The organism is Rothia sp. HMSC073B08, from assembly GCF_001812975.1.
Taxonomy (GTDB): Bacteria; Actinomycetota; Actinomycetes; order Actinomycetales; family Micrococcaceae; genus Rothia; species Rothia mucilaginosa.
This window is the reverse complement of the sequence record NZ_KV811085.1, coordinates 73,945-100,631: the sequence shown is the minus strand read 5'-3', so window position 1 is coordinate 100,631 and position 26,687 is coordinate 73,945. Positions and strand designations below refer to the sequence as shown.

The following is a 26,687-nucleotide window of genomic DNA, read 5'->3' as shown; positions in this document are numbered from 1 at the left end:
GATGTCGCGAGTTCAAGTCTCGTCAACCGCTCGTAAGGACTCCAAGAGTTCGAACGCGTTCCCTCGTGGAGCGTATGCGGTGAGGTGGTCGAGTGGTTAGGCAGCGGCCTGCAAAGCCGTGTACGCGGGTTCGAATCCCGTCCTCACCTCGCAACAAAACAACTGTTTTGTGAGCGCGATTGGCGCAGCGGTAGCGCGCTTCCCTGACACGGAAGAGGTCACTGGTTCGATCCCAGTATCGCGCACAGATAAAGCCCTTAGCTTTCGAGCTAAGGGCTTTTGTGTTTATGTTTTCATTTTCTTGGTTTGCGGAGGGATGGTGCCCTCCTTGTTCCTACAGGGGACCCGCCCTCGCTTCGCTTCGGGCACCCTGATGTCACGACGGAGGACACCATCCCTCTGTTTCCTATGTAAGACACTCAGCCTCAGATTCGTAAGTTCAGGGCTTGGGTGCGCGATACCGGCATAACGAACTGGAGGGGGAGGGGGCTGTCGCCTTCTCAACCTTTTGCTGGCTCTGCCAAGCCTGTTTTGTGACGCTCGCCCCGCTCCGCGTCCCCGATGTCACGACGGAGGACACCATCCCTCCGCCTCGTAGGTAAAACACTCGACCTCGGGTCAGTAGGTGCGGGCTTGGGTGCGCGATACCGGTATAACGAACTGGAGGGGGAGGGGCTGTCGCTCTTTCAGTCTTTTGCTGGCTCCGCCAAATAGGTGGGTTGAAATTGCGGCTTAGCGCCGCACCTTCCGAAAGCGACATCAGGGTGCCCGCACGGGCGCTCTCCGCAACGAAGCAAGGAAGAGCGGAGCGTCCGGGCGTGGCGGGTTCCCCTGCAGGAGCGCAGGAAGGGAGCGGCGCGGAAGCCTATACACCTCCAACGTGACCAAATGCTTTGCACACAGTACCCACCTCCGATACCCTAATGGAGGAAATCTACACTCACAGATACACCGCCGTATCACAAAGGAACACCCATGAAATTCCTCAAAGGGCTCGGCATCTTCTTCGCCGTATGCTTCGTCTTCTCCCTCTGGTACGTCATCCTCGGCGTTGTCATCATCGTGCTCATTCTGGGTATCATCATGACCATCCGCAAAAACCGGTACTTCGCATCCCCCGAATTCCAGATGCACCGGCAACGCACCGCCACACTCGCCAGCGAATACAACGAAATCGCCAGCTACGTACACGACATCCACGCCCACGGAATCTACGAACTCGGCACCTCCACCAACGGCATGTACAGCCACCTCGCCACCGTCGAGGTTCAGCAGCCCAAAACCTGGAAGACGCTGCTGCAGAAGAAACCCGAAGAACGCCACCCGCACGTCTACAAGTCCTCCCAACAGGTTGTTCTCGAAGCCGAGCGGGACCCCATCGGCAGCCTCACCAAATACTTTCGCATCGAAGCCGACCTGCAAACCCTCAAAGACGTACAACGCCTCTCCGACGATATCGCGCGCCTCGAAACCGCCGTCGACAACGTGCGACGCCGCGAAGACGACATGATCGCACACATCAACCCGCCCCACTTCATCACCAAGCACTACGCCGGCGAGTTCTGGAACAAACTCAACGTCTGCCACGTAGGGCTGACCGTGCCCTACCCCGTCTACCGGTTCGAATACACCTCACCCAATGGCAAAGAAAATCGTGCCGTCACCGTCACCCTCGACACCCCAACCCTTGACGCGCTCTCCGAAACCCTCGAACGCAAAATACGCTGGGCATGGCCCGAAGGCGGCGAACGCACCCTCATGACCGCCCAGCTGCGCCAACGCATCAAAGAACGCGACAACTACACCTGCCAAAACCCCGGATGCGGCAACTCCATCATGCGTGAACGAATCCTCATCCTAGAGGTCGTCCACAAGATTCCGCTATCCGAAGGCGGCAACAACGAGCCCGAGAACCTGCAGACCATCTGCTGGCGTTGCGTACGCGGACGGAACCTGCGGCTCGCATAAAGCCGCACCTTCCGAAAGCGGCATCAGGGTGCCCGCCCGGGCGCTCTCCGCAGCGAAGCATGGAGAGGCGGAGCGTCCGGGCGTGGCGGGTTCCCCTGCAGGAGCGAAGGAAGGGAGCGGCGCGAGGTGTCCTAAAGCTCCCGCACAGTGGGCTAGCCAGGGATTTATGTTAAAGCTGAGGTTCAAGGTATGCTTTTCCTCGGCGTCCGGGCGCAGGCCTGCAGGCTCCCGCATCCGCGCCACAAACACATCACCCCACCCGAATAAAGGGCATACCATGTCTACATCTCTGACCCGCCGCAAGCTCGTCGCCGGTGCAGCCTGGGCGGCACCCGTCGTCGCCGCCTCCGCAACCATCCCCTCCTACGCGGCATCCGTCGCCGCAACCAACGACTGCACCCTCGCCGCACACCCGGCGTACAACATCTCCGGCACCGAAGAAGGCACCAAGACCGTGCAGACCTTCGCAGTGCCCGACAATGTCCACAAGCTCCACTTTGAACTGGTCGGCGGCGCGGGCGGCACCAACAATCGTATGACCCCCGCCGGCTCCGGCGCGAAGGTCAGCGGCATCGTCCCCGTCACCCCCGGCTCCACCGTGCAGATTATCGCCGCGGCAGGCGGTATCGGTGACGGCTCCCTCACCCCCACCGCAGGTGGTGAAGGATACGGCAACGGCGGCTCCGTACCCGCCTACACCATCCCCGCCACCATCACCGCGCAGGTCGACGCCAAGTACGCGGACCCGGCAAACTCCAAGACCCAGGCGTACGCTGCATCCGGCGGCGGCTCCTCCGCACTGCTCATCGACGGCGTCGTCGTAGCTGTAGCAGGCGGCGGTGGCGGCGCGGGCATGACCACCTCCGGCGTGTCCTACGCAGACCCCTGGTACTCCAACTTCAACGGTCAGATCGACGCCGGTGTGGCGCCCCTCGGCTCGGACGCATCCCCGCAGTTCGACGCGGCGGGTAGCGCCTCCGCGGCGGCAGGTTCCAACGGCACCTCCGGCTACGAAGTCTACAACGCTGAACGCTCTAAAGTCCTGACTTATAACTCCGGTTTCGGTGGCGCAGCGGGCGTTGGCGGTGCCGGTGGCGCGGCGGGCACCCTGCCGGCAAGCGGCCCCATCATTGGCTTTGAAACCACCAACAACCAGGTGCTGTTCAGCCAGTTTGTTGCCGGTAACGCGGGCACGAGTGGCTTCGCGGGCAACGGCGGCGATGGTGCGGGCGCGTACTCCTACCAGCTGGATGAGAACCCCGCCAGCGTGCACGAGAAGGGCACCTACGAGGACCGCAGCTGGGACCTGGACGTCTACAACGACGAGGGCGCGTACGCGCAGAACTTCAACGGCTACCAGTCCGTGGTGTCCGGCGGTGGCGGCGCAGGCTACGGTGGTGGCGGTTCCGGTGCGGCACAGTCTGTCTCCTCGATTGTGCTGACCCAGAAGTGGCTGAACAGCCCGACCGGCGTGCGTCAGGGCATCGGCTACACGATGCAGGGCGGCGCCGGTGGCGCGGGCGGCTCGTACATTGCACCGTCCGTGACTGATGGCTCCATCGTTTCGGCTGAGAACGCGCCGCAGTGGATGCGCGAGCGCGGTAACGGTTCGGTGACGGTAACTTTCTGCGAGGCGGCTGCCTAAACGCTTCTCCCGCTGAGAGGCGGTGTTCGTCCTCGCTCCTACAGGGGCACCCGCCCTCGCAGAGCTCGGGCACCCTGATGTCGCTACGGACGACACCGCCTTTCCGCGCTAGGTTCCCGGCTTAGCTTGCGCTGTGAACGGCAAAGAGCCCCCACACGATTACCTCGTGTGGGGGCTCTTTGCTTGTGCTGCAGGTGCAGCCGTGTTTTCCGGAAGCGCCCTCAGGGTGTCACCCCGGACGCTCTCCACAGCGAAGCAAGGAGAGGACGGAGCGTCCGGGTGACGGGTGCCCCTGCGTAGGCGCGGAGGAAACATGCGGCGCACCTACACCTGAGTAGGAGCGAGGACGAACACCGCCATCCGCACAAGACGTAATCTCACAAGCTAGCGCTTGATGGCGTCCAGCGCCTCACGCTGAGCCTTCGCAATGCGTTTCTCAGACACCGTGTAGGCGGTACCGAGCTCCTGGGCGAAGAAGCTGACGCGTAGCTCCTCAATCATCCAGTTCACGCGGCGGAGCGCATCCGGCACGATGGTGCCGGCCGGCAGCGACTTGACCGCGTTATCGTAGGAATCCTCAAGATCCTGCACCGTGAGCATGAGCTGGTTGTCGCGGTGTAGGTTCGGGCCGAGCTTCGTCAGGCGCACCTGGGCGGCCTTCAGGTAACGCGGCAGGTGAACCAGCTGGTCGTAGCCGGTCTGCGCCACGAACCCGGGGTAGACCAGGTTCTCCATCTGTGCCTTCACGTCGGAGACGGCGTGCATGGTCGTCAGCGAGGTTGCCTTCTTGATAGCCTTCTTCAGCGCGGTGGCTTCGGAGAGGATTTCGGCGACGAGCTTGGTGACGTCGAAGACCGTCTCGATGAGTTCGGCGCGCACGTGCTCGTAGAGTTCGCTGTATTCGGCGTGCGTGAAGATGGGCGTGTGCGGCACGAGGTGGTCGAGCGCCGCGACGGTGCAGTCGCGGATGAGTTCGTCGATGGAGCCGTGCGGGTTCTGCGTGAAGACGATTTTCTCCTTGTGGGAGAGGTGTTCGCTCACGTAGCGTACGGGCGAGGGCACCTGCAGCTGGAGCAGGCGGATGATGCCGCGGCGCTGTGCGTGGAGCTGTTCGGCTTCGGTGGGGAAGATGCGCAGGCCTACGCTGGTTTCTTCGTCGACGAGGGCGGGGTAGCCGTTGACTGCCTGGGTGGCGATGATGCGCTGTACCTTGCGGGGGATTTCTCCGTTGGGGAAGAGATCGGCGGGGAATTCGGTGAGGCCGCTGATTTCGCGTACCTGCGAACCGTGCGCATCGGCTACCTGGGTGGTGCCGCTCTGAGCCTTCTTCGCGCCCTTCTTGGCAGAAGCCGCGGAGCTGCCCGAGTTACCCGAGCCATCCGAGCTACCCTGCGCGAGTGCCACCATTTTTGCCATGGTGTCGTCGGATGCGCCAAGGGAGTCGGCGAGGGCGCCACGAATCTCCTTGTGTAGCTGCTGCTGTAGGGCGCGCAGGTCCTTGCCTTCGCCCAGGATCTTGTTGCGTGCGTTGCGTACCTGGAATCCCATTTTCAGGTGTTCGGGCACGGCGTCCCAGTTGAAGGCTTCGGGCTCGACGACCACGCCGCGCAGGCGGCGTAGTACGAGTGCCAGGGAGGGGATGAGCTCGTCGGTGGCGGGGGAGTAGTCCTCCTCGAGGGCGGCGCAGGCGGCGCGTGCCACGTCGGGTGCGGGCACGAAGTTGCGGCGAATCGCCTTAGGGAGGGACTTGATGAGCGCGGTGACGAGTTCGTGGCGCAGGCCGGGAATCTGCCAGCGGAACGGTTCGGGGTTCAGCTGGTTGAGGAACAGGATGGGTACCTGGACTGCTACGCCGTCGCGCTTGGCGGCGTCGGTGCGTGCGCCTCCCACGCCGGCGGTGGGGGCGTATTCGTAGCGCAGGTCGAGGGTCAGTTCGCCGCTGTCGGTGCGCTGCACCCACTGGCGGGGGAACTGCGAGTCGTCGTAGTCGGCGGCTTCCTCATTGATGAGCTTTTCGGGGTTGAAGTCCAGGTAGTTGTCGTCTTCGAGACGTGCCTGCTTCCACCACTTGTCGAAGGCGCGCACGTCGGTCACGTGGGCGGGGATGCGTGCGTCGTAGAAGGCGAAGAGCACGGAGTCGTCCACGCGCAGGTCGCGGCGGCGCAGGCGTGCCTCAAGCTCTTCAACCTCGGCGAGGGCGCGCTGGTTGCGCAGGTAGAACTTGTGCTGGGTGTGCCATTGGCCTTCGACGAGGGCGGACTGGATGAACAGTTCGCGGGCTGCGGCGGCGTCTACGCGGGCGTACTGCACGGGGCGGTCGGCGTAGATGGTCAGGCCGAAGAGGGTGCCCTTGGCGTAGGCGACTGCCGCACCGGAGCTGAGCGACCAGTGCGGTTCGGAGTATTGCACGCTGATGAGGTGCTTGCCGATTTCTTCGATCCACTGCGGGTCGATGGAGGCGTTGGTGCGCGCCCACAGGCGGGAGGTTTCGACGAGTTCGGCGGAGAGCACCCAGTCGGGGCTCTTTTTGAACAGTCCAGAGCCGGGGAAGATTGCGAACTTGGTGCCGCGTGCGCCGAGGTATTCGCGGGGTCCGCGGTTGCGTCCCTTGGAGTCCTTTTCGCGTTCTTCCTTGACGCCTACGTGCGAGAGCAGGCCGGAGAGCAGGCTCTTGTGGATGTCGATTTCGTGGGCGGAGGCGTTGATGTCCCTGCCGCCGCTGGCGTGAATGTTGGCGGTGCGTCCCATTTCGCGTAGCTGGGCGAAGAGGTCCTGCCATTCGCGGATGCGCAGGTAGTTGATGTATTCGCGGTGGCACATTTTGCGTAGCTGCGAGGAGGACAGCGCCGCCTGCTGCTCGTTGATGTAGTCCCAGAGCAGCAGGAAGGAGGAGAAATCGGAGGTGTCGTCGACGAAGCGGGCGTGCATCGCGTCGGCTTCTGCGCGCACGTCGGCGGGGCGTTCGCGCGGGTCCTGGATGGTCAGGGCGGCGGCGAGCACCATCATTTCCTTGGCGCAGTTGCGGCGGCCGCCTTCAATGATCATGCGGGCGAGGCGCGGGTCCACGGGGAATGCCGCCATGGCTCGGCCGATGGCGGTGAGGGTTGCGCTATTGCCGCGGCCCTTGCGGGGCTGGCGGGGGCGTTCGGTGAGCGCGCCAAGCTCGCGGAGCAGGTTCACGCCGTCGTTGATGGCGCGAGATGCGGGCGGCTGCACGAACGGGAAGCGGGAGATGTCGCCGGGCTCGCGGACCACGCCGATTGCGATCATCTGTAGGATGACGGCTGCGAGGTTGGTGCGCAGAATTTCGGGGTCGGTGAACTCGGGGCGTGAGTTGAAGTCTTCCTCGGAGTAGAGGCGGATGGCGATGCCGTCGCTGACGCGGCCGCATCGACCGGAGCGCTGGTTGGCGCTTGCCTGCGAGATACGCTCGATGGGCAGACGCTGAACCTTGGTGCGCGCGGAGTAGCGCGAGATGCGGGCGGTGCCGGTGTCGATGACGTACTTGATGCCGGGCACGGTCAGCGAGGTTTCGGCAACGTTCGTGGCAAGCACGATGCGCGGGCGGGATCCGGGGGAGAATACGCGGTGCTGTTCGGCGAGCGAGAGGCGCGCGTACAGGGGCAGCACTTCGTAGTTCAGGCGCGGCGACTTGAGAACCATTGCCTCGATGGCGTCCTTGGCGTCGCGGATTTCGCGTTCGCCGGAGAAGAAGATGAGGATGTCGCCGGGCGCTTCCTTGGAGAGTTCCTTGATGGCGTCGAGGATGCCGTCGGTGGGGTCGTGGTCGTCTTCGATTTCGTCGTCGCTGAGGTAGTCTTCCTCGTCGAGCGGGCGGTAGCGGATTTCCACGGGGTAGGTTCGGCCGGACACCTCAATGATGGGCGGCGCGTCGTCGGGCAGGATCGCTTCGGCGATTTCGCGTTCTTCGGCGCTGAGGTTTTCGTCGACGATGCCCTTGCCCGGCACGTAGCTGGGGGAGAAGTGGCGTGCGAAACGCTCCGGGTCGATGGTCGCGGAGGTGATGATGACCTTCAGATCCGGGCGCTGCGGCAGGATGCGCTTGAGGTAGCCGAGGATGAAGTCAATGTTCAGGCTGCGTTCGTGCGCCTCGTCGATAATGAGGGTGGAGTAGCGGCGTAGCAGCTTGTCGTTCTGAATTTCGGCGAGCAGAATGCCGTCGGTCATGAGCTTGATAGCGCTGTGTTCGCCCACTTCGGAGGTGAATCGCACCTGGTAGCCGACGGTTTCACCGATTTTCTGACCGAGTTCTTCGGCGATGCGTTCGGCGACGGAGCGTGCGGCGAGGCGGCGCGGCTGGGTGTGGCCGATGAGACCCTTAGCGCCCAGGCCTAGGTCGAGGCACATTTTGGGGATCTGGGTGGTTTTACCGGAGCCGGTTTCACCCGCGATGATGACGACCTGGTTGTCGCGGATCGCGTTCATGATGTCTTCGCGGCGTTCGCTGACGGGCAGCTCTTCGGGGTAGGTGATGACCTCGGGGATGAACGGCTCGTAGCGACGCGGTGCCGGGTGGTTCTGCTGGTTGCCCTGGCGGTTACCGTTGGTGCCGCCCTGCTGGTTGCCCTGCTTGCGGGCGCGGTTGTTGGCGACTCCGCGTCGGTTGGAGCGGGAGGCGTTGGAGTTGCGTTCGGATGCGCCGCGGGAGGAGCTCTTGCGGTCTGCGTTATTCTTCTGCGCACCCTTTTTCGGGGCGTCGTTTTTTACCGCGTAGTTCTCAGTAGTTTTATCTGCGGTTTTGCCAGCGGCTTTTTCGGAGGATCGTACCTTTGCCGCGTGGATTGCGGCGGCCATGCTCGCCATGGTGGGGGCGGTGCGGGGGGCCTTAGAAGTATCTGCGTGTTTCTTCGTGGATTTCTGCTCAGACATATCCTATCCAGTGTACTCGCCTTGCCCGCGGTGGGCTTGGGGTGTGCTTTGTTTGTCATATTTGGGTTTGTTCGCGGGAACCCCGGGGTGGGTGGTGGTGGAATACTGACACCAGGAGAGCAGTTAATGTACAATAAATGACATCAAATGCTATCTATAGAATTAATAATTATTCATTTGAATTTTATGCACCGTAGATGCGAATTAACTGCGCTTCTTAACTTTCTTTCGATAGTTTCGTTCAACTGCTACAGTGGTGAATAACACAGTAACGAAGGAGTGACTATGCCATCACCAAAGACGTACCCGGCAACACGTGTTGCAGTGTTGGATTGCTGCGAAGACGGACAGCACGAAGAAATTCACCACCGCTGCGAAGAGCTCTTCCAAGCCCTCGTTCACGCGAGTCTGCGCACCCACTTCGACCGCCTCAGCGCCGAAGAAACCCTCTACCTGGTCACCGGCGACGGCGAGCGCGTACAGATTTCTCCCGAAATGTACGGGCCCCTCACCTCCGTAGCGCGCGCATTCGCCGACCGCAAGGATGTCTGCGTGGTACGCCAGGACCGCCTCATGACCACGCAGGAGGCGGCAGATTACCTGGGCGTATCCCGCCCGACCGTTGTTCGCCTGCTGGAGCGCGGAGATATTCCGTTCGAGCGCATTAACACGCACCGTCGCGTTGCTTTTGATGACCTCGAACGCTACCGCCTTGAGCACGAATACGTGAACCGCCGCGTTCGCTAACCTGTCGAACTGCTCGGGCTACACGCTGCGGTTGAGCTACACGCTACGGTTGAACCGAACAGCGCGGTTGAGAAATAACAGCATCTGCTGAACAATATCGGGGCTAAAACAGCGCGAATCCCCGTGTTCGGCATCCGGAACCAGCACCAAATCGGTAGGCACCTGCCGCGTGCGCAGCGCCTGATACACCCGCACCGATTGCTGGTACGGCACACACGAATCACTAATACCGTGCACGAGCATGAGGGGAGTGGCACCGCCGCTCGCACCCGGTGCAGAGGCACTTTCGACCTTATTCACTCGTTTCTGGGGGCGTACCGCATCAATAGGATGCGCACGCTCCCAGTTCTTTTGGGCGCGCTCGATGCAGATACCCGGAACCGCCCGCTCACCCTTGGAAGCGTCGATAGCCGACAGATCTGAGGGTACCGGGTGGGTACTTCCCAACAGCCGCCATTCGGCGCCGTCATCCTCGGGGTGGTCGAGAGCATAGCCAGCCAGGGGACGGTCGGTGAAGATGGTCCTCAAATCGCTGACCCCGTAAAACGAAACCGCCGCCGCCACCTGCGAACTATGGGACGGGTAGGCGCTCGCCGCCCTGCCTTCAAAGTATTCGTCGTGCTCGGGTGCGCTCGCAGGATCCCCACCGCTACCGTCACCGGCGACGGAATCTCCCGTATGCGCAACCATCATGCTCAGGTGCCCGCCGGCGCTTCCGCCCGCTACCGCGATGCGCTGCGGATCAATACCGAATTCGTGCGCGTTGGCGCGGAAGAAACGCACGGCCTCCTTCACATCGTGCAGGGCACCCGGGAAGAGTGCCTGATGTGAATACCGGTAGTTGATGGATGCGACCGCCCAACCTGCCTGCTGAAAAGCGGCGCGCATGAGCGCCTGCGTATTGGGCTGCTCCCCGCCAGGGGTGCGCAGGATGATGTCGCGTAGGGCCTGGTTGGTGCCGAAGCGCCAGGCGCCACCGTGAACCCACACCAGCAGCGGCGCGGGGGAAGAAGCCTCGACAGTTGAAGCTTCGGCAGTTGAAGAATCGGCAGCGGCGGGGAAGAAATCGTAGGCGAACGCCTCGCGAGTTACCGGTGACTGCGCGCCGTAGTCGGGTAGTGAGTGGGCATCGTAAAAGCCCGCCTCGCGGTAAAAACCGGAGCAGTACTCGGTGCCCTCAACCTTCGGCGCGCCCTCAGTGGTCAGTGCACCCTCTACATTCGGCGTGCCCTCAGTGGTCAGTGCACCCTCTACATTCGGCGCGCTCTCAGAAGTCTGCATGAATCAGCGCCGCGTTAGGGAACCAGTACGATCTTGCCGCGGGTGCGACCCGTCGCCACCAGGGCGTGAGCCTGCGCAGCCTGCGAAAAATCAAGCACCTGATCCACATGCACCTTCAACAGGCCTAAGGACATGAGGCGGGCAATCTCCTGCATCTGCGTGCGGTCCGGGTGAACCGTCAGCCACTGCGCCTCGAAGCCGCGCTCACGCGCAACGTCCAGCGGGTCGGGGCTGGTCAGCGTGACAATGCGGCCGCCGGGAACCAGCACCTCCAGCGAATCGAGGAAGGTCTGCTGGCCGGTGGAATTGAGCACCACATCCATGGTCTGGCCCAGTACAGCGCGGAAATCCTCGGTACGGTAATCAATAGGCTGGGCACCCAGAGAGCGCACAAACTCGTAGTTCGCCGCGGAGGCGGTCGCAAAAACCTGAGCGCCAGCCTGCGCCGCCAACTGAACGGCGAGGTGGCCGACGCCTCCGGCACCGGCGTGAATAAGCACGCGCTCGCCTTCCTTCAACCGCGCCACTTCGAAGAGCGCCTGGTATGCGGTCAGCGCCGCCAGGGGAGCGCCGCCCAATTGAGCGCAGGGAACATCGGCGGGCACCTTCACCAGCTGATGCGCCGGGGCGAGAACATACTCGGCGTACGCACCGGCGGGGGAGGGGAAAGCAACAAGACCAAATACGCCGTCGCCCACCTTAAAACCCGTGTAGTCGCCGGCGGTAGCAACCACGGTGCCGGCAACATCCCAGCCGGGCACGAAGGGCTTGTACGACGGATCTGCCAGCTGAGCGGCGGGACCCAGACCTTTGCGAGTGGTCACATCAATCGGGTTGATACCGGCGGCAACCGTCTTGATGAGCACGTGACCGCGCACCGGCGAGGGGATAGGCACGTTTGCTTCGTGCAGAACGCTTTCGTCGCCCCATTCGGTGAGCTGAATCTGGCGCATGGTGGTCATCGGGTTACCTCCGCTGTTGTGGCTTGAAGCCGTGCTGATGTGACGGGTGTGCGCGTTTTCCCATTCTCTCAAGGCTGTTAGCGTTGCCACAACAGGCAGGCGGGTAGTGTCCACCCTCTGAGGTTGAAGTTTGAGGTTGAAGAGGGAGCTGGCGGGAACGGTCACCCGGCGCAGGCTTTATGCACAACAGGGTGAGCGGCTCAATAAAGTTGAGTTGTTAAATAAAAAGGAGCCGATACCCGAACAATACGCCTCGGATATCGGCTCCCGTGTTCCCTCTCGAATAAGAACATCGTGCCCCTGAAAGGATTCGAACCTTCGACCCCCAGTACCGGAAACTGGTGCTCTAATCCGCTGAGCTACAGAGGCAACCCACCTATGGTATCAGATATGCACTAGATAAAGGGTCAGGCGCCTGCCAAGGCTTGCTAGAATAGTTTGTTATGACTCCTGAAGAACTCTCTGAAGCCATTGCGCTTGCCCTTGAAGAAACCATTTCCTCCGGCCAGCTGACCCTCGTGGAGGGCGCTGAACTGCCCGCCGTCCGAGTAGAGCGCCCCAAGTCCCGCGAACACGGCGACTGGGCAACCAACGTCGCTCTGCAGCTCGCCAAGAAGGTGGGCAAGAACCCGCGTGAGGCAGCAGCTCTTCTGGCAGAGAAGATTGGCGCCATCCCCGGTGTCGCATCCGTAGATATTGCTGGTCCCGGCTTCCTGAACATCACCCTGGACGCTGCAGCTGCTGGTGAGCTTGCCGCCACCATCGTTGAGGCTGGCGAAGCATACGGCCGCAGCGACAAGTTCGCCGGTAAGACCATTAACCTTGAGTTCGTCTCCGCGAACCCCACCGGCCCCATCCACCTGGGCGGTACCCGCTGGGCTGCCGTCGGTGATGCGCTCGCCCGCGTCCTTGAGGCTGAGGGCGCTAACGTCGTGCGTGAATACTACTTCAACGACCACGGTACCCAGATTGACCGTTTCGTGCGGTCCCTGATTGCCGCTGCTCGCGGTGAGGAGACCCCCGAGGACGGCTACGCTGGCGCGTACATTGTTGACATTAAGGACCAGATTCTGGCTCAGCGCCCCGACGCGCTTGAGGCTGAGAACCCCGAAGAGATTTTCCGCGAAATCGGTACTCACCTGATGTTCGATCAGATCAAGGAGTCCCTGGCGGCATTCGGTACTCACTTTGACGTGTTCTTCCACGAGAACTCCGTGTTCGAAGGCGGCAAGGTGGACGCCCTGCTTGAGACCATGCGCGAGAACGGCCAGCTCTTCGAGGCTGACGGTGCATGGTGGATGCGCACCACCGACTACGGCGACGACAAGGATCGCGTGGTCATTAAGTCTGACGGTAACCACGCCTACGTGGCGGGCGATATCGCCTACTACCAGGACAAGATGACCCGTGCAGTAAACCCCGCCGATGTGGCAATCTACATGCTCGGCGCTGACCACAACGGCTACGTGGGCCGTCTGAAGGCTATCGCCCAGATTCTTGGCTACCGCGCCGACCAGATTGAGGTCATGATTGGTCAGCTGGTGAACCTGGTCAAGGACGGCAAGCCCGTCCGCATGTCCAAGCGTGCCGGCACCGTGGTCACCCTCGAGGACCTGGTCGAGGCTGTTGGCGTTGACGCGGCTCGCTACGAGCTGACCCGCTACTCGGTGGACACCCCCATCGATATTGACCTGGGCCTGCTGACTTCCAAGAGCAACGAGAACCCGGTCTACTACGTGCAGTACGCTCACGCACGTACCGCCGCTGTGGCACGTAACGCTGCGGAGGCTGGCGTGAAGGTTGAGGACGGCGTGGACACCTCCCTGCTCGACTCGGCTGCTGACGGCGAGCTGCTGGCTGTACTCGGCCAGTTCCCCGCTGCTGTGCGTGATGCCGCGAAGTTCTACGAGCCGCACCGTGTGAACCGCTACCTGGAGCAGCTCGCTTCGGCGTACCACAGCTGGTACGGTGTCTCCCGCGTCACCCCCAAGGCGGATGAAGAGGTCACCGACCTGCACCGTACCCGCCTGCTGCTGAACAACGCGGCACAGCAGGTGCTGGCTAACGGCCTGAACCTGCTGGGTGTGAGCGCACCCGAGCGCATGTAATACTCTCGTTTCAACCCCCGACCCGGTGCTACCGGGGCGGGGGTTGAACGCATGCCCACAAAGATAGCTAAGAAAGAGACACGATGAGCGAAGCCCGCGCCCTCTACGCCCCCGAATGGCTCACCTACCCCGAGCACCCCGAAGCCCTGTCCCGCACCATCTGGACTGATTCCTTCACCCGCAATGAGCAGGGCGAGCTCTGCATTGACGGCGTGACCGTCAGCGACCTGGTTGCTGAGCACGAAACCCCGCAGTATGTCTTCTCCGAGACAACCTTCCGCGCCCGCGCCCGCGCCTACCGCACCGCTTTTGAGCAGGCTTTCGCCGCGCACGGTGCGAAGGTGAGCGTCTACTACGCCGGTAAGTCGTTCCTGTCCACCGCCGTGGCGCGCTGGGCTACCGAGGAGGGGCTGTGCCTGGATACCGCCTCCGGTGGTGAGCTGGCGTTGGCTCTGCGCGCACAGGTGCCCGGTGCGAACATCGCCCTGCACGGTAACAACAAGTCGGAGGCTGAGATTGCCCGCGCGATCCGCAACGGCCTGGGCCGCGTGGTGGCTGACTCGGTGGACGAGCTCAAGCTCATTGAGCGCGTGTACGCCGAGCTTGCCGCCGAGCGTGTGGCTGAGGGCGAGGAACCCTACGCCCCGGTTCCGGTGCTGATTCGCATCACCCCCGGTGTGCATGCCTCGACCCACGAGTCCATTGCGACCGCGCACGAGGATCAGAAGTTCGGCATGTCCCTGCAGCCCGGCACCGCCGCGCTCGCCGGTTTGGATGAGGAGGAGCTGGAGCACTGGGGTGTTGAATCTACCGATTCTTACGCGGCTCTGGCTGCCGCGATTTTGAACGCGACCGATTCTCTGGATTTCCGCGGTATTCACTGCCATATTGGTTCGCAGATTTTTGAGGCTGAGGGCTTCGAGCAAGCGGCTACTACCGCCCTGGAGTTCATGAACCGCCTCAACCGTGACCTGGGCGCGACCCTGCCGGAGCTGGACCTGGGTGGTGGCTACGGCATCGGCTACACCGAGGCGGATCACCCCCGCTCCATTACCGAGGTGACTGAGTCGATTGCCGCTTCCGTCGCGGCAACCTGCGAGCGCCTGGGCATGGCGATTCCGCACATGTCGTTCGAGCCGGGCCGTTCTATTTCCGGTCCTTCGGGTGCGACCCTGTACACGGTGGGCACCATTAAGAACGTGAGCATTGAGGATGAGAACGGCGAGATTCGCGTGCGCCGCTACGTTTCGGTGGACGGCGGTATGAGTGATAACGCCCGCCCGGTGCTGTACGAATCGGATTATTCGGTGACCCTGGCGAATCGTGCCCCGGCGGGGGAGCAGGTGCTCTCTCGCGTGGTGGGTAAGCACTGCGAGTCTGGCGATGTGGTGGTTCGTTACTGCTACCTGCCCGCTGACCTGCAGGCTGGCGATATTCTGGCGGTTCCGGCGACCGGCGCGTACTGCTATGTGCTGGGTTCGAACTATAACTTCTTGACTCGCCCGCCGGTGATTGCCACTGCTGAGGGTAAGCCTTCTCGCGTGATGATTCGTCGTCAGCGTGAGGAGGATATGTTGGCGCTGGATATGGGTTCGGATATCTAAGAACACTGTCTGAACATCATGAAAAACCGTGAAGTTCCCGTCTCTGCCATGGACGCCGTGAGGTGGCGGTTGCGGGTGGGGTCTTCACGGTTTTGTGCGTTCACAACATGACAGAAGATAAGGTTCACCTCATCACTGTGAGGGATACCTCATCTCAGAGAGTAAAAGTCGCAGCTTGAGGCTGCTGAGCCGTCCCCGGCTCTTGATAAAGTGGTTGTTGAGTGCGTGCTCTGCGCCGCATCCACACCGTAGCCCGAAGAGATACCGGGGCGAACCCGGAACAGACCGTAGAAAGAGACTATCGTGGCTGAAAAGATCAAAGTAGCACTGCTTGGTGCCGGTAATGTCGGTTCCCAGGCTGCTCGCATCCTGGTCGAGGATAACGCCGTCCTTGAAAAGCGCATTGGCGCCCCCGTGGAGTTGATCGGTATTGCTGTGCGCGATACTAATGCATCCCGCCACTGGAATGCGGATCCCTCGCTGTACACCACCGACGCTGAATCCCTGATTGATGCGGCGGATGTGGTCATCGAGCTGACCGGCGGTATTGAGCCGGCTCGCACCCGCATTCTGCGTGCCCTGAAGGCGGGCAAGTCCGTGGTCTCCGGCAACAAGGCGCTGCTGGCTAAGCACGGTGTGGAGCTGCAGGCTGCCGCTGATGAGTCCGGTGCTCAGCTCTCTTACGAGGCTGCTGTTGCGGGTGCTATCCCGATTCTGCGCCCCCTGCGTGACTCCCTGGCTGGTGACCGTGTGACCCGCGTTCTGGGCATCATGAACGGCACCACCAACTACATTCTTGATCAGATGGACACCACCGGCGCATCCTTCGCGGACGCACTGGCTGAGGCTCAGAAGCTCGGCTACGCGGAGGCTGACCCGACCGCTGACGTTGAGGGCCACGATGCCGCGTCGAAGGCTGCGATTGTTGCTTCGCTGGCGTTCCACTCTGACTTCACCATCGATGATGTGCACACTGAAGGCATTACCTCCATCACCGCTGATGATGTTGCGGCTGCGGATGCTGATGGTTACGTCATCAAGCTGCTGGCCATTTGTGAGCGCGAGGGTGCGGACGGCGCGAACATTCGCGTGAACCCGACCCTGATTCCGCGTCAGCACCCGCTGGCTGGTGTGCACGGTGCGTTCAACGCTGTGTTCGTTGAGGCGGAGAACGCTGGCGAGCTGATGTTCTACGGTCCCGGTGCGGGTGGCGCTCCGACTGCTTCGGCTGTTCTGGGTGACTTTGTGTCTTTGGCTCGTCGCCTGGTGCTGGGCGGTCCCGGTGTTCCGGAGACTTCTCACGCTCAGTTGCACGCAACTAGCCTGGACAACGTGATTTCTCGCTACTCGGTGGGTGTTCTGGTGGAGGACCGTCTGGGCGTTCTGGCGAATATTACCCGTATCCTTGCCGAGCATGGTATTTCTGTTGATTCTCTGCGTCAGTCCACCCCGAAGGAGGGCGCGGCTCAGATTCGTATGGTGACTCACTCGGCGAAGGATTCTGATCTGCGCCGTGCGATTGCTGTGATTGATGCTCTGGACACTGTGCGTGAGGTGAACTCGGTCATCCGCGTGGAGTCCGAGAAGCATTAAGGCTCAAAAGCATTATCTATGTGCGGCACGCGCCGCTCACTAAACGTGCGATGTTCGCTTGCGGGTGCATCGCTCACTAACTAACCCGCGTACCCGCTACCGCGCCCGACCTATGGGAGGTCCGGCGGGCGGGGCGCCAAGATTGAAGGAGAAGCCAATGGCACACGTGTGGCAGGGCGTTATCAATGAGTACCGTGACCGTCTGCCCTTCGCAGACGATGTGAAGGCTGTGACCCTGGGCGAGGGCGGTACCCCGCTGATTCACGCGCCGGCACTGTCTGCTGAGACCGGTAACACCGTTTACCTGAAGTTTGAGGGTATGAACCCGACCGGTTCGTTCAAGGACCGCGGTATGACCAGCGCGATGACCGCTGCTAAGCGTGACGGCGCGAAGGCTGTTGTGTGTGCTTCGACCGGCAACACTTCCGCTTCGGCTGCTGCGTACGCTCTGCAGGCTGGTATGCGCTGTGCAGTGCTGGTTCCGGACGGCAAGATTTCTATGGGTAAGCTGTCTCAGGCTATCGCTCACGGTGCTGACATCATTCAGATTGACGGCAACTTCGATAACTGCCTGGAGATTGCTCGCAAGCTCAGCGAGAATTACCCGGTGTTCCTGGTGAACTCGGTCAACCCTTACCGTATTGAGGGCCAGAAGACCGGTTCGTTTGAGGTTGTTGATACCCTGGGTGACGCTCCCGATTACCACCTGCTGCCGGTTGGCAACGCGGGTAACATCACCGCGTACTGGAAGGGCTACAAGGAGTACTCGGAGCCTTACACCAACCGTGACGGTAAGGTGCTGGAGCCGGTTGCGACCAAGCGTCCGATCATGTGGGGCTTCCAGGCTGCTGGTGCTGCACCGATCGTTGCTGGTCACCCGATTGAGGCTCCTGAGACCATTGCGACCGCGATCCGTATCGGTAACCCCGCGTCGTGGGAGAAGGCTGAAGCTGCTCGTGATGAGTCTGGCGGCGTGATTGAGGCTGTCACCGATGAGGAGATTCTGGAGGCGCACCGCTGGCTGTCTGCCCGCGAGGGTGTCTTCGTGGAGCCGGCTTCGGCTGCCGGTGTTGCGGGTCTGCTGAAGAAGCACCGCGCCGGTGAAGCTCCCGAGGGTAAGACCATTGTCATCACCGTGACCGGTCACGGTCTGAAGGACCCGCAGTGGGCTCTTGAGGCTGTGAACGGCGTGAAGGTTGAGCCGACTAAGGCTCCCTTCGACGTGGTTGCTGTGGCAGATATTCTCGATTTGCACTAGCCTATTCATACTACGTTGTGCACTCCGTCCCGATTTTTCGGGGCGGGGTGCACCTGCATGACAGCCCTTTTTGTATCTTTCACCTATTCACTCATTACGTCACCGATCGCGAGGTTCTTCTCATGTCTTCCCTGCATATTTCTGATATTCCGGTGGGCGCGTCCGTTAAGGTTCGCGTTCCCGCTACGAGCGCTAACCTGGGTCCCGGCTATGACAGCATGGGTTTGGGTCTTGGCTTCTATGATGAGCTGGTTGTTGAGCGTATTGAGTCCGGCCTGGAGTTTGAGCTCAGCGGTGAGGGTAGCGCGGATGTTCCTCGCGACGAGAGCCACCTGGTTTTGCAGGCGATGAAGGCTGGTTTCGCGGCGGCTGGTTTGGATGAGCTGCCCCCGGTGAAGCTGATTGCTGATAACAAGATTCCGCATTCTCGCGGTATGGGTTCTTCGGCGTCGGCTATTGTTGCGGGTGTGGCTGCGGCGAGCGGTCTGCTGCCGGAGGAGCACCGTCTGAGCCGTGAGCAGATGCTACAGGTCGCCTCCGATATGGAGGGCCATCCGGATAACGTGGCTCCGGCGATTTACGGCAACCTGTCGGTGTCCTGGGGTGAGATGGGCAACTGGAAGACCTTGATTATTCCGGTGCATCCTGATGTTCACCCTGTGGTGGCTGTGCCCGATTATGAGGTGTCGACGAAGCTTGCTCGTTCGCTGATTCCTGAGGAGATGCCCCACGTTGAGGCGGTGGCGAACTCCGCTCGTGCGGCGTTGCTGGTGCGCACTCTCTCTGATGCTCCCGAGTACCTGATGGATGCGACCGTGGATTACCTGCATCAGGGGTACCGCGTGACCGCGATGGAGCCGTCCGCTGTGCTGGTTGCGTACCTGCGCAGTCAGGGTTTTGCTGCGGTGATTTCTGGCGCTGGCCCTACTGTTTTGACCTTTGCGCACGGTGACGAGCAGGTGCGACAGGTTCAGGAGGCGATTGCCGAGTTTGAGGCGACTCACCCTTGTAGCGCTATTGTGGATTGCCGCTTGAACTGGCGGGTGCTTCCCCTTGAAATTGACACTGAAGGTGTTATAGTTACTCAGTAGGACGTTATTAGTTCGTCCTATGTTGAGGTTCGCCCGTCGTTCAATGTAGACCGTCGATACTATCCTTCGTAACGTACTTCCGTTTCCCCTGATGCCTCAGATGCTTTGTGTATCTGGGCGGGAGCCGGCAGAGTTCGGGGGAGTGCCTTTGGAGTTCACGTCTTTCTTTATTTCTGACGCATAGGGGAAGACTTTTCTGGAGGTTCGGTTTCGCGGCGGGTGCCCTTTCAAAGTGACCATTCCATCCTCTTCATCTCGTGTAGATGGTTCTTAGAGATGATGGTTTGGGCTTGCCCACATTTGTGATAGAGCGCCTTATCTTCCGTGTGTGCTCGCTGTGTCTGAATCAGCGGGTACGGTAAGAGACGCGAACCGCCTCCAGTGCGGTTCGAGGGAGTCGAAGGTGCGGACTGCTGTTTTCTTTCGGCAGTGTCTAAACCTTTGACCGCCCTATAGCGCCCGCCCGATCTTTATTCTGAAGATTTTCAGGGCTTATAACCAAAGGAATTGTAGTTGGCAAAGAATATTGTTGTCACCGATGAGTACGGTACGGCAGCTGCCGCACCGGAACTTGCAAACTTGAAGGTCGCGCAGCTGCGTGTCCTCGCCCAGCAGCTTGGTATCCGCGGCTATTTGAAGTTGAAGAAGGCTGAGCTGGTTCAGGCTCTTGAGGAGCATCAGCGTGGCGGCGCCGTAGCCGCTCCTGCTGAGCCCAAGGCTGAGACTCCCGCTGAGTCTGCCCAGACTCCCGATGCTGAGAAGGTTGAGGAGTCTAAGCCTCGCCGTACCCGCCGTACTCGCACCCAGAAGGATGCTGAGGCGAAGGTGGAGAAGGCTGAGAAGACCGAAAACGCTGAGGCTGCTGAGGCTCCCGCCGAGGGCGCTGAGAAGGCTGAAAAGTCTGAGAAGCGTACCCGTTCTTCCCGCCATGAGACTCCCGCTCAGAAGCGTGCGCGCGCTCGCCGCGCCGCTGAGGGCGAGGACGCATCGGCTGAGAAGTCCGAGAAGACTGAGAATAACGAGAAGCCGGAGAAGCGTACCCGCCGCACCCGCACCCGTAAGGAAGAGAAGCCCGCTGAGCTTCCTCCGCTGGACGTGCGTGCTGAGCTGGCTGCTGAGCGTATTGGCGAGCGTGCGGAGCAGGTTGACCTGCCCGGTAACTCTGCTGAGCTGAAGGCTACTACCGCTGACGGCACCGCGAGCCTGGACAGCCTGAACGCTGCCCTGGACATGACTTTTGGCACCCCTGACGGTGAGAAGAGCTCGAAGCGTACTCGTACCCGTGAGCGTCGCCGCGACCAGGATGGTGAGCGTACTGAGCGTCGTTCCAAGCGTGACCGCCAGGCGGAGCGTGCAGAGCGCAATGCTGAGCGTAAGGCTGCTGAGCGTGCAGAACGCGCAGAGCGTGCCGAGCGCACTGAGCGCCGTTCCAAGCGTGACCGTCAGGCTGAGCGTGCTGAGAAGCAGGCTCGCCGCCGCGAGGAGAACGAGCCTCGCCTGAGCGAAGACGATGTGCTGGCACCGATTTCCGGTGTTCTGGACATCCTCGATAACTACGCTTTCGTGCGTACCACCGGCTACCTGCCCGGCACCAACGACGTGTACGTCTCCCTGGCTCAGGTGAAGAAGTACAACCTGCGTAAGGGCGACCACGTGCTCGGCGCGATTCGCGTGCCGCGTGAGGGTGAGTCGAACAGCCGCCAGCGTTTCAACGCGCTGGTTCAGGTTGAGGCGATTAACGGTCAGAGCGTTGAGGAAGCAGCGAACCGCCGCGTGTTCTCGAAGCTGACCCCGCTGTACCCCAAGGAGCGTCTGCGCCTGGAGACCACCCCGAAGAAGCTGGGCACCCGCGTGGTTGACCTGGTGTCTCCGATTGGTAAGGGTCAGCGTGGTCTGATTGTGTCCCCGCCGAAGGCGGGTAAGACCCTCATGCTGCAGTCCATCGCGAACGCGATTACTGTGAACAACCCGGACGTGTACCTGATGATGGTCCTGGTGGATGAGCGTCCTGAAGAAGTGACCGATATGCAGCGCACCGTTAAGGGTGAGGTTATCGCCTCGACCTTCGACCGTCCCGCTGAGGATCACACCACTGTGGCTGAGCTGGCTATTGAGCGTGCGAAGCGTATGGTGGAGCTCGGCTACGATGTGGTCGTGCTGCTGGACTCCATGACCCGCCTGGGCCGCGCATACAACCTGGCTGCTCCCGCATCCGGTCGTATCCTGTCCGGTGGTGTGGATTCTGCCGCACTGTACCCGCCGAAGAAGTTCTTCGGCGCTGCCCGCAACATTGAAGAGGGCGGCTCGCTGACCATCCTGGCTACCGCGCTGGTTGAGACCGGCTCGAAGATGGACGAAGTGATCTTCGAAGAGTTCAAGGGCACCGGTAACATGGAGCTGCGCCTGTCCCGTCAGCTGGCGGATAAGCGTATCTTCCCGGCGGTTGATATTAATGCTTCTGGTACTCGCCGCGAGGAGAACCTGCTCTCCCCGGATGAGATCAAGATTATGTGGGGTCTGCGCCGTGCCCTGGCGGGTATGGAACCCGAGCAGGCTCTGGGTGTTCTGACCAACCAGCTGCGTAAGACTGAAAGCAACGTGGAGTTCCTTCTGACGGTTCAGAAGAACGGTCTGCGTCTGGTCGACTAAGGCTCGTATCTCACGCGCCCCACCTCCTCATTGTGGGTGGGGCGCGTGAGCCGTTCGTTTTGTGCATCCCCGTTGTGAGGGGTGTGAGATGTCTAGTGCCTGCCCGTGCGGCGTAAAGTGCGGGAGATGGAAGAGAGAACAGAATGTTTGAATCTATTCAGGTTCTGCTGGATGAGCACGCTGACCTGCAGAATCAGCTGGCTGACCCCGCCGTGCAGGCGAATCAGGGTAAGGCACGCCGTGTGGGCCGCCGCTACGCGGAGCTGACCGGTATTGTGACTGCGTACAACAAGTACACTTCGCTGAAGGATGACCTTGAGGCTGCTCGCGAGATGGCTGATGAGGATCCGGATTTCGCGGCGGAGATTCCCGGTCTGGAGGAGGAGCTGGAGGTTGCTCAGGAGAAGCTGCGCCGCCTGCTGATTCCGCGTGACCCGGATGATGGCCGTAACGTCATTCTTGAGGTGAAGGCTGGTGCCGGTGGTGACGAGGCGGCTCTGTTCGCTGGTGACCTGCTGCGCATGTACATGCGTTACGCCGAGCACAAGGGCTGGAAGACTGAGATTATTTCTTCGACCAGCACCGATGTTGGCGGTTACAAGGACGCCCAGATTGCTATTAAGGGCTCCTCGAATGAGCCGGCTGAGGGCGTGTGGGCGCACCTGAAGTATGAGGGTGGCGTGCACCGTGTGCAGCGTGTTCCGGCGACTGAGTCTCAGGGCCGTATCCACACTTCTGCTGCCGGTGTTCTGGTGTTCCCCGAAGTGGACGAGCCCGAGGAAATCGAGATTAACCAGAACGACCTAAAGATTGACGTGTACCGTTCTTCGGGCCCCGGTGGTCAGTCGGTGAACACCACTGACTCGGCGGTGCGTATTACTCACCTTCCGACCGGTATTGTGGTGGCGATGCAGAATGAGAAGTCTCAGCTGCAGAACCGTGAAGCTGCGATGCGCGTTCTGCGTGCGCGACTGCTGGCTCACCAGCAGGAGCAGATTGACGCTGAGAACGCGGCACACCGCGCTTCGCAGGTGCGTACCATGGACCGTTCGGAGCGTATCCGTACGTACAACTTCCCGGAGAACCGCATTGCGGATCACCGTACCGGCTACAAGGCGTACAACCTGGATGCTGTGCTGAATGGTGACTTGGAGCCTGTGGTTCAGTCCGCTATTGAGATGGATGAGGCGCACCGCCTCGCTCAGGTGGGCCAGGAACAGAAGTAATTCTGTATTTGCCCGTGCCGATTCTTTGAAACGGTATGAGATGTTGGTGAGGGGGCTCGCCGCTACGGCGGTGGAGCCCCTCACCTGTATGCCGCGATAGGCTTTGAGCCGTTGAGAGATGAAAAGGAGAGCTCATGAAGGTGAATGTGCACGACCCGCGCGGGGAAGAACTCGCGCAGGTACTCACGCGCGCCACCGCGGCACTGGCCCAGGTGCCCAGCCCCCGCGTGGACGCCGAGCTCCTCGCCGCGCACCTGCTCTACGACGGCTCACGCTCACGCCTACAGCACGCGGCGCTCATGGGGGAACGGCTCACCCCTGAACAAGTCGCAGAGTACGAGGCGCTGGTCGCCCGCCGCGTCCGCCGCGAACCGCTGCAGCACATTACTGGCTCCGCTCCCTTCTACCGCCTAGAACTGGCAGTCGGACCGGGCGTGTTCGTACCCCGCCCAGAGACCGAGCTCCTCGCCGAAGAAGCCCTCAAAGTGCTGGCCGCACGCACCGAGTCGGCAACCGGTCAGCTGCGCATCGTCGACCTGTGCACCGGCTCCGGGGCTATCGCCGCGGCAATCAAGAGCGAACTGCCGAACGCCCAGGTGTTCGCGGTGGAACTCTCCGAAGACGCCATCCCCTACACCCGCAAGAACCTGGAGCCGCTCGGCGTGCACCTGGTTCAGGGGGACGCCCTCACCGCCCTGCCCGAACTTGCCGGAACCTTCGACGCGGTGCTCTCGAACCCTCCGTACATTCCGCCGGCGAACGTACCCGCCGACCCGGAAGCCGCCCTGCACGACCCGGACATGGCACTGTACGGCGGGGGAGAGGACGGCATGCAGATGCCCTCCGCGATTGCCGCCCGCGCCTTCGAGCTTCTTACCCCCGGCGGCCTGTTCATCATGGAGCACGACGACACCCAGGAAGAAGCCGTCGCCGAGCTGTTGGCGCGTGTCGGCTTCGAGGGCTGCTACCCGGTGCGTGACCTGAATAATCGTCCGCGTCATAGCGTCGGTTATAAACCGCGCCCACTAGAGCCTTTAGACTAGTAGATGCACCACCTAGCCCGTGCCGGGCTGCGTGAAGGCAACGCGTCCGCCTCCTCAGCCAGCTCAGAGCTGGTGAAATATGGTGAACCCCCGGAAGAGTGCTTCCACATGGCGCGTTGTGGGTGCCGGTGTCTCGCCGCATCCAGAAAAACATGAGAGAATAAGACCCGTGACTGCAAAGCTGTACCCCGTAACGACTGAAACTGAGACCCGCGAGGCCATCGAAGCTGCCCGCGAGGCGCTGAAGGCGCACGACACGATTGTGATGCCCACCGATACCGTCTACGGTATTGCCGCCGATGCTTTCTCGCATCAGGGCGTTGCCAAGCTGCTGGCAGATAAGGGCCGCGACCGCACCATGCCGCCGCCCGTGCTGATCTTTGATCTTGCTGCGCTCGCTGGCGTGGTCGACGACGTTCCGGACGATATTTACGATCTGGGTGGTCGCTTCTGGCCCGGCGCGCTGACTATGATTCTTTACGCGTACCCGTCGCTGAGCTGGGATTTGGGTGAGACCCGCGGTACTGTTGCCGTGCGTGTTCCCGATGATGAGTTCGCCCTGAAGCTGCTGACTGAGCACGGTCCGCTGGCGGTGTCGAGCGCGAATAAGACCGGTCATGAAGCTGCACTGGACGCACAGACCGCCATGGAATCCCTGGGCGAGGACGTTGCCGTGGTGATTGACGGCGGCGCTCGTCCTAAGCCGCTTGAGTCTGAGCCGAATGAGGACGGCGTGGTTGTGGTGACTGAGCGTGACCCGGCACCGTCCACGATTCTGGATTGCACCTCCTTCCCCTACGTGGTGGTTCGTGAGGGCGCGATTTCGGTGGAGGAGCTGCGCGAGGTCGTTCCGACCATTCTGACTCGTGCCGAGGCTGACGAGCAGGCGGCTCGTAAGGTTGAGGAGGCCGAGGCTGCTTCTTCCGCGTCGTCTGAGTCGACTCCTTCTGAGCGTGCTCTGGATGAGCAGGCTGACCTGGATGAGGCGTACGAGCAGTGGGACAGCACCCACACTGTGAGCGGTGAGCCTGCTCGTCGCGCTTCGGCACCGGTTGCCGGTTCTGTCGCTGCGTCCCTTCTGGGCGCTACTTCGGCTCTGTCTTCTGCTTTCAGCACCGGCGTGGATCAGGAGCGTTCGCGCGGCTACCGTGACAACACTCCGAAGCCGGTTCGTGCGGATGAACCGCAGACCCTGCCTGTGCCTGCCGATACTGCTCGCGCGCTGGTCTTTGGCGAGTCGAAGATTGAGACTGCCGCTAAGAGCAAGCCTGCTCAGAGCGAGGCAAAGACTGCAGAAGCTAAGGCTGAAGATGCTGGATCCGCAGCAAATACTGAGGCAAAGACCGAGCAGAAGGATGCTCCGGAGGATCACCTCTAAACCTCTGCGGGCTGTAAGAACTCTCTGCTGAGTGTAAATACTCAGAGCATAAAACGTATAAGGGAACCCCCGATATATCGTTCAGATATATCGGGGGGTTCCCTTCTGCTATGAGTCCTCTAGGTTGTGCGCTGTTAGGGGCGCACGTACGCTACCTACTTCTTATCGAAGCGGCGGTCCTTCTTCTTACCCAGCGCGGTGTGGGCGTTGCGCAGTACTTCACGCACGCGCGGGGTGGGCAGAAGGTTGTTGTCACGTGCCCAGGAGTCGTCGATGCCCTGGCCGAACCACATGACCTCGACCTTACGCACGGAGCCTGCGAACTTGTCGTTCATCAGCTCGGAGACGGTGTAGCCCGCCTTGACGGCTGCGCGGCAGAGCCACTCGGGCAGGCGGCGCGGGTGGCGGCGACCAGCATCCACGGATGCGGAGGCGACGGTTGCGCCTTCCCAAGGCTGCAGCACGATGGTGGGTAGCTCGCCGGAGAAGGTGCCGAGCATGACCACGAATTCTGCGAGGGCGTGCACGCTGGAAACCGGGGACTTGCCGGTGCCTGCACCCGCAACGGATGCGAAGGGGGAGGAGGCCATCTTGGCGAAGAGTTCGGTGGTGCGTCGGCCGCGGCCCTGCACGCTGGTTGCGCGAAGGATGCACAGTTCGGGTGCGCAGTCGGGGTGCTCTTCGAGGAAGTAGTCCTGCAGGTCGAGCAGCGCTTCTTCGCCGAGTGCTTTGGAGAAGGAGTAGGCGCTGAACGGGTTGGTCTCTTCGGAATCATCCAGTACGAGGCGCGGGCCCTGTACCGCTGCGGAGGAGAGGTGGATGACGCGGCGTACGCCGGTTCGCTGTGCGGCGATGGCAATTACGGCGGGAAGCAGGGCGTTTGCACCGACGAGCGGAGGTAGATCCTGCATATTGGGCGCTGCGAGGCCCGCTGCGTTGACGACGACCTGCGCGCCGGCGAAGGCTTCTGCGAGGGAGTCGATGATGCCTTCAAGCTGGTCTGCCTCGTCGATGATGCTATCTACGTCGAGGGCGCGGGTTGCGAGTCGAGGTGCCTCGATGGGATCAACGCTGATACCTTCTGCGTTTAGACGCGCGACGATGGAGGAACCAACGAAGCCGCTGGCGCCAATGACTTTCCACTTGGATTCGGACATCTCTTTTACCTCTCACGAGCCCGCGTACATTGCGGGGAAAAATGGGGTCATTTCAACTTTCCCATATTTGAACAGTTTATGGGGAAT

At 61.5% G+C, this 26,687-nt stretch carries 16 protein-coding genes and 3 tRNA genes; 14 read left to right on the top strand and 5 right to left on the bottom strand.

The features are described from left to right. The first annotated feature begins 78 nt into the window (after positions 1-78). The 4 genes from HMPREF2884_RS07730 (at position 79) to HMPREF2884_RS07715 (ending at position 3,613) form a co-directional block, all read left to right on the top strand. Positions 79-149: transfer RNA gene (locus tag HMPREF2884_RS07730), tRNA-Cys, on the top strand. 24 nt (positions 150-173) lie between these two features. Beyond that, positions 174-245 (top strand) — tRNA-Val (locus tag HMPREF2884_RS07725). Between the two features lie 730 nt (positions 246-975). Beyond that, positions 976-1,968: an HNH endonuclease gene (locus HMPREF2884_RS07720; protein ID WP_070604609.1), complete on the top strand. Its 993-nt coding sequence runs from the start codon at positions 976-978 to the stop codon at positions 1,966-1,968. Positions 1,969-2,245: 277 nt separating this feature from the next. Then, complete coding sequence (locus tag HMPREF2884_RS07715) at positions 2,246-3,613, top strand: hypothetical protein (RefSeq protein ID WP_070616565.1); 1,368 nt, start codon at positions 2,246-2,248, stop codon at positions 3,611-3,613. Positions 3,614-3,997: 384 nt separating this feature from the next. Here the strand turns inward: HMPREF2884_RS07715 and hrpA are convergent, their stop codons facing one another. After that, positions 3,998-8,503, bottom strand: a complete 4,506-nt coding sequence (hrpA, locus tag HMPREF2884_RS07710) for an ATP-dependent RNA helicase HrpA (RefSeq protein ID WP_070616563.1) — start codon at positions 8,501-8,503, stop codon at positions 3,998-4,000. A 285-nt stretch (positions 8,504-8,788) separates the two neighbouring features. Here hrpA and HMPREF2884_RS07705 point away from each other — a divergent pair, with 285 nt between their 5' ends. Continuing rightward, a complete protein-coding gene (locus tag HMPREF2884_RS07705) occupies positions 8,789-9,250 on the top strand; it encodes a helix-turn-helix domain-containing protein (protein ID WP_005506503.1) in 462 nt (153 codons plus the stop codon). Positions 9,251-9,286: 36 nt separating this feature from the next. On the opposite strand, the gene HMPREF2884_RS07700 is transcribed toward HMPREF2884_RS07705, so the two are convergent. The 3 genes from HMPREF2884_RS07700 to HMPREF2884_RS07690 form a co-directional block, all read right to left on the bottom strand. Next, the gene (locus HMPREF2884_RS07700) at positions 9,287-10,531 is read right to left on the bottom strand and encodes an alpha/beta hydrolase (protein WP_070616561.1); all 1,245 of its coding nucleotides are present in this window, start codon (positions 10,529-10,531) and stop codon (positions 9,287-9,289) included. Between the two features lie 14 nt (positions 10,532-10,545). Continuing rightward, the gene (locus HMPREF2884_RS07695) at positions 10,546-11,493 is read right to left on the bottom strand and encodes an NADP-dependent oxidoreductase (RefSeq protein WP_070616559.1); all 948 of its coding nucleotides are present in this window, start codon (positions 11,491-11,493) and stop codon (positions 10,546-10,548) included. A 295-nt stretch (positions 11,494-11,788) separates the two neighbouring features. After that, positions 11,789-11,862: transfer RNA gene (locus tag HMPREF2884_RS07690), tRNA-Arg, on the bottom strand. Between the two features lie 74 nt (positions 11,863-11,936). On the opposite strand from HMPREF2884_RS07690, the gene argS reads away from it, so the two are divergent. The 9 genes from argS to HMPREF2884_RS07645 all read left to right on the top strand — a co-directional run bounded on the left by argS (position 11,937) and on the right by HMPREF2884_RS07645 (position 25,443). Further along, on the top strand, positions 11,937-13,601 hold the full coding sequence (argS, locus tag HMPREF2884_RS07685; protein ID WP_070616557.1) for an arginine--tRNA ligase: 1,665 nt from the start codon (positions 11,937-11,939) through the stop codon (positions 13,599-13,601). 83 nt (positions 13,602-13,684) lie between these two features. Next, positions 13,685-15,205 carry a diaminopimelate decarboxylase gene (gene lysA / locus HMPREF2884_RS07680; RefSeq protein ID WP_070616555.1) on the top strand — a complete coding sequence of 507 codons (1,521 nt, stop codon included), beginning with the start codon at positions 13,685-13,687 and terminating at the stop codon, positions 15,203-15,205. A 303-nt stretch (positions 15,206-15,508) separates the two neighbouring features. Further along, entirely contained in the window at positions 15,509-16,798 is a 1,290-nt protein-coding gene (locus tag HMPREF2884_RS07675; protein WP_070616553.1) for a homoserine dehydrogenase, read from the top strand. Between the two features lie 157 nt (positions 16,799-16,955). Further along, positions 16,956-18,056, top strand: a complete 1,101-nt coding sequence (thrC, locus tag HMPREF2884_RS07670; RefSeq protein WP_070616551.1) for a threonine synthase — start codon at positions 16,956-16,958, stop codon at positions 18,054-18,056. Between the two features lie 122 nt (positions 18,057-18,178). After that, the gene (gene thrB / locus HMPREF2884_RS07665) at positions 18,179-19,147 is read left to right on the top strand and encodes a homoserine kinase (RefSeq protein WP_060823648.1); all 969 of its coding nucleotides are present in this window, start codon (positions 18,179-18,181) and stop codon (positions 19,145-19,147) included. 513 nt (positions 19,148-19,660) lie between these two features. Next, positions 19,661-21,796 carry a transcription termination factor Rho gene (gene rho, locus HMPREF2884_RS07660; protein WP_070616549.1) on the top strand — a complete coding sequence of 712 codons (2,136 nt, stop codon included), beginning with the start codon at positions 19,661-19,663 and terminating at the stop codon, positions 21,794-21,796. Between the two features lie 143 nt (positions 21,797-21,939). Then, positions 21,940-23,022, top strand: a complete 1,083-nt coding sequence (gene prfA, locus HMPREF2884_RS07655; protein WP_005507792.1) for a peptide chain release factor 1 — start codon at positions 21,940-21,942, stop codon at positions 23,020-23,022. Positions 23,023-23,156: 134 nt separating this feature from the next. After that, positions 23,157-24,065: a peptide chain release factor N(5)-glutamine methyltransferase gene (gene prmC / locus HMPREF2884_RS07650; RefSeq protein WP_070616547.1), complete on the top strand. Its 909-nt coding sequence runs from the start codon at positions 23,157-23,159 to the stop codon at positions 24,063-24,065. A 169-nt stretch (positions 24,066-24,234) separates the two neighbouring features. Next, complete coding sequence (locus HMPREF2884_RS07645) at positions 24,235-25,443, top strand: L-threonylcarbamoyladenylate synthase (protein ID WP_070616545.1); 1,209 nt, start codon at positions 24,235-24,237, stop codon at positions 25,441-25,443. Between the two features lie 155 nt (positions 25,444-25,598). Here the strand turns inward: HMPREF2884_RS07645 and HMPREF2884_RS07640 are convergent, their stop codons facing one another. Beyond that, positions 25,599-26,600, bottom strand: coding sequence for an NAD-dependent epimerase/dehydratase family protein (locus HMPREF2884_RS07640; protein ID WP_070616543.1), 1,002 nt, complete (start codon positions 26,598-26,600; stop codon positions 25,599-25,601). Positions 26,601-26,687 lie beyond the last annotated feature (87 nt).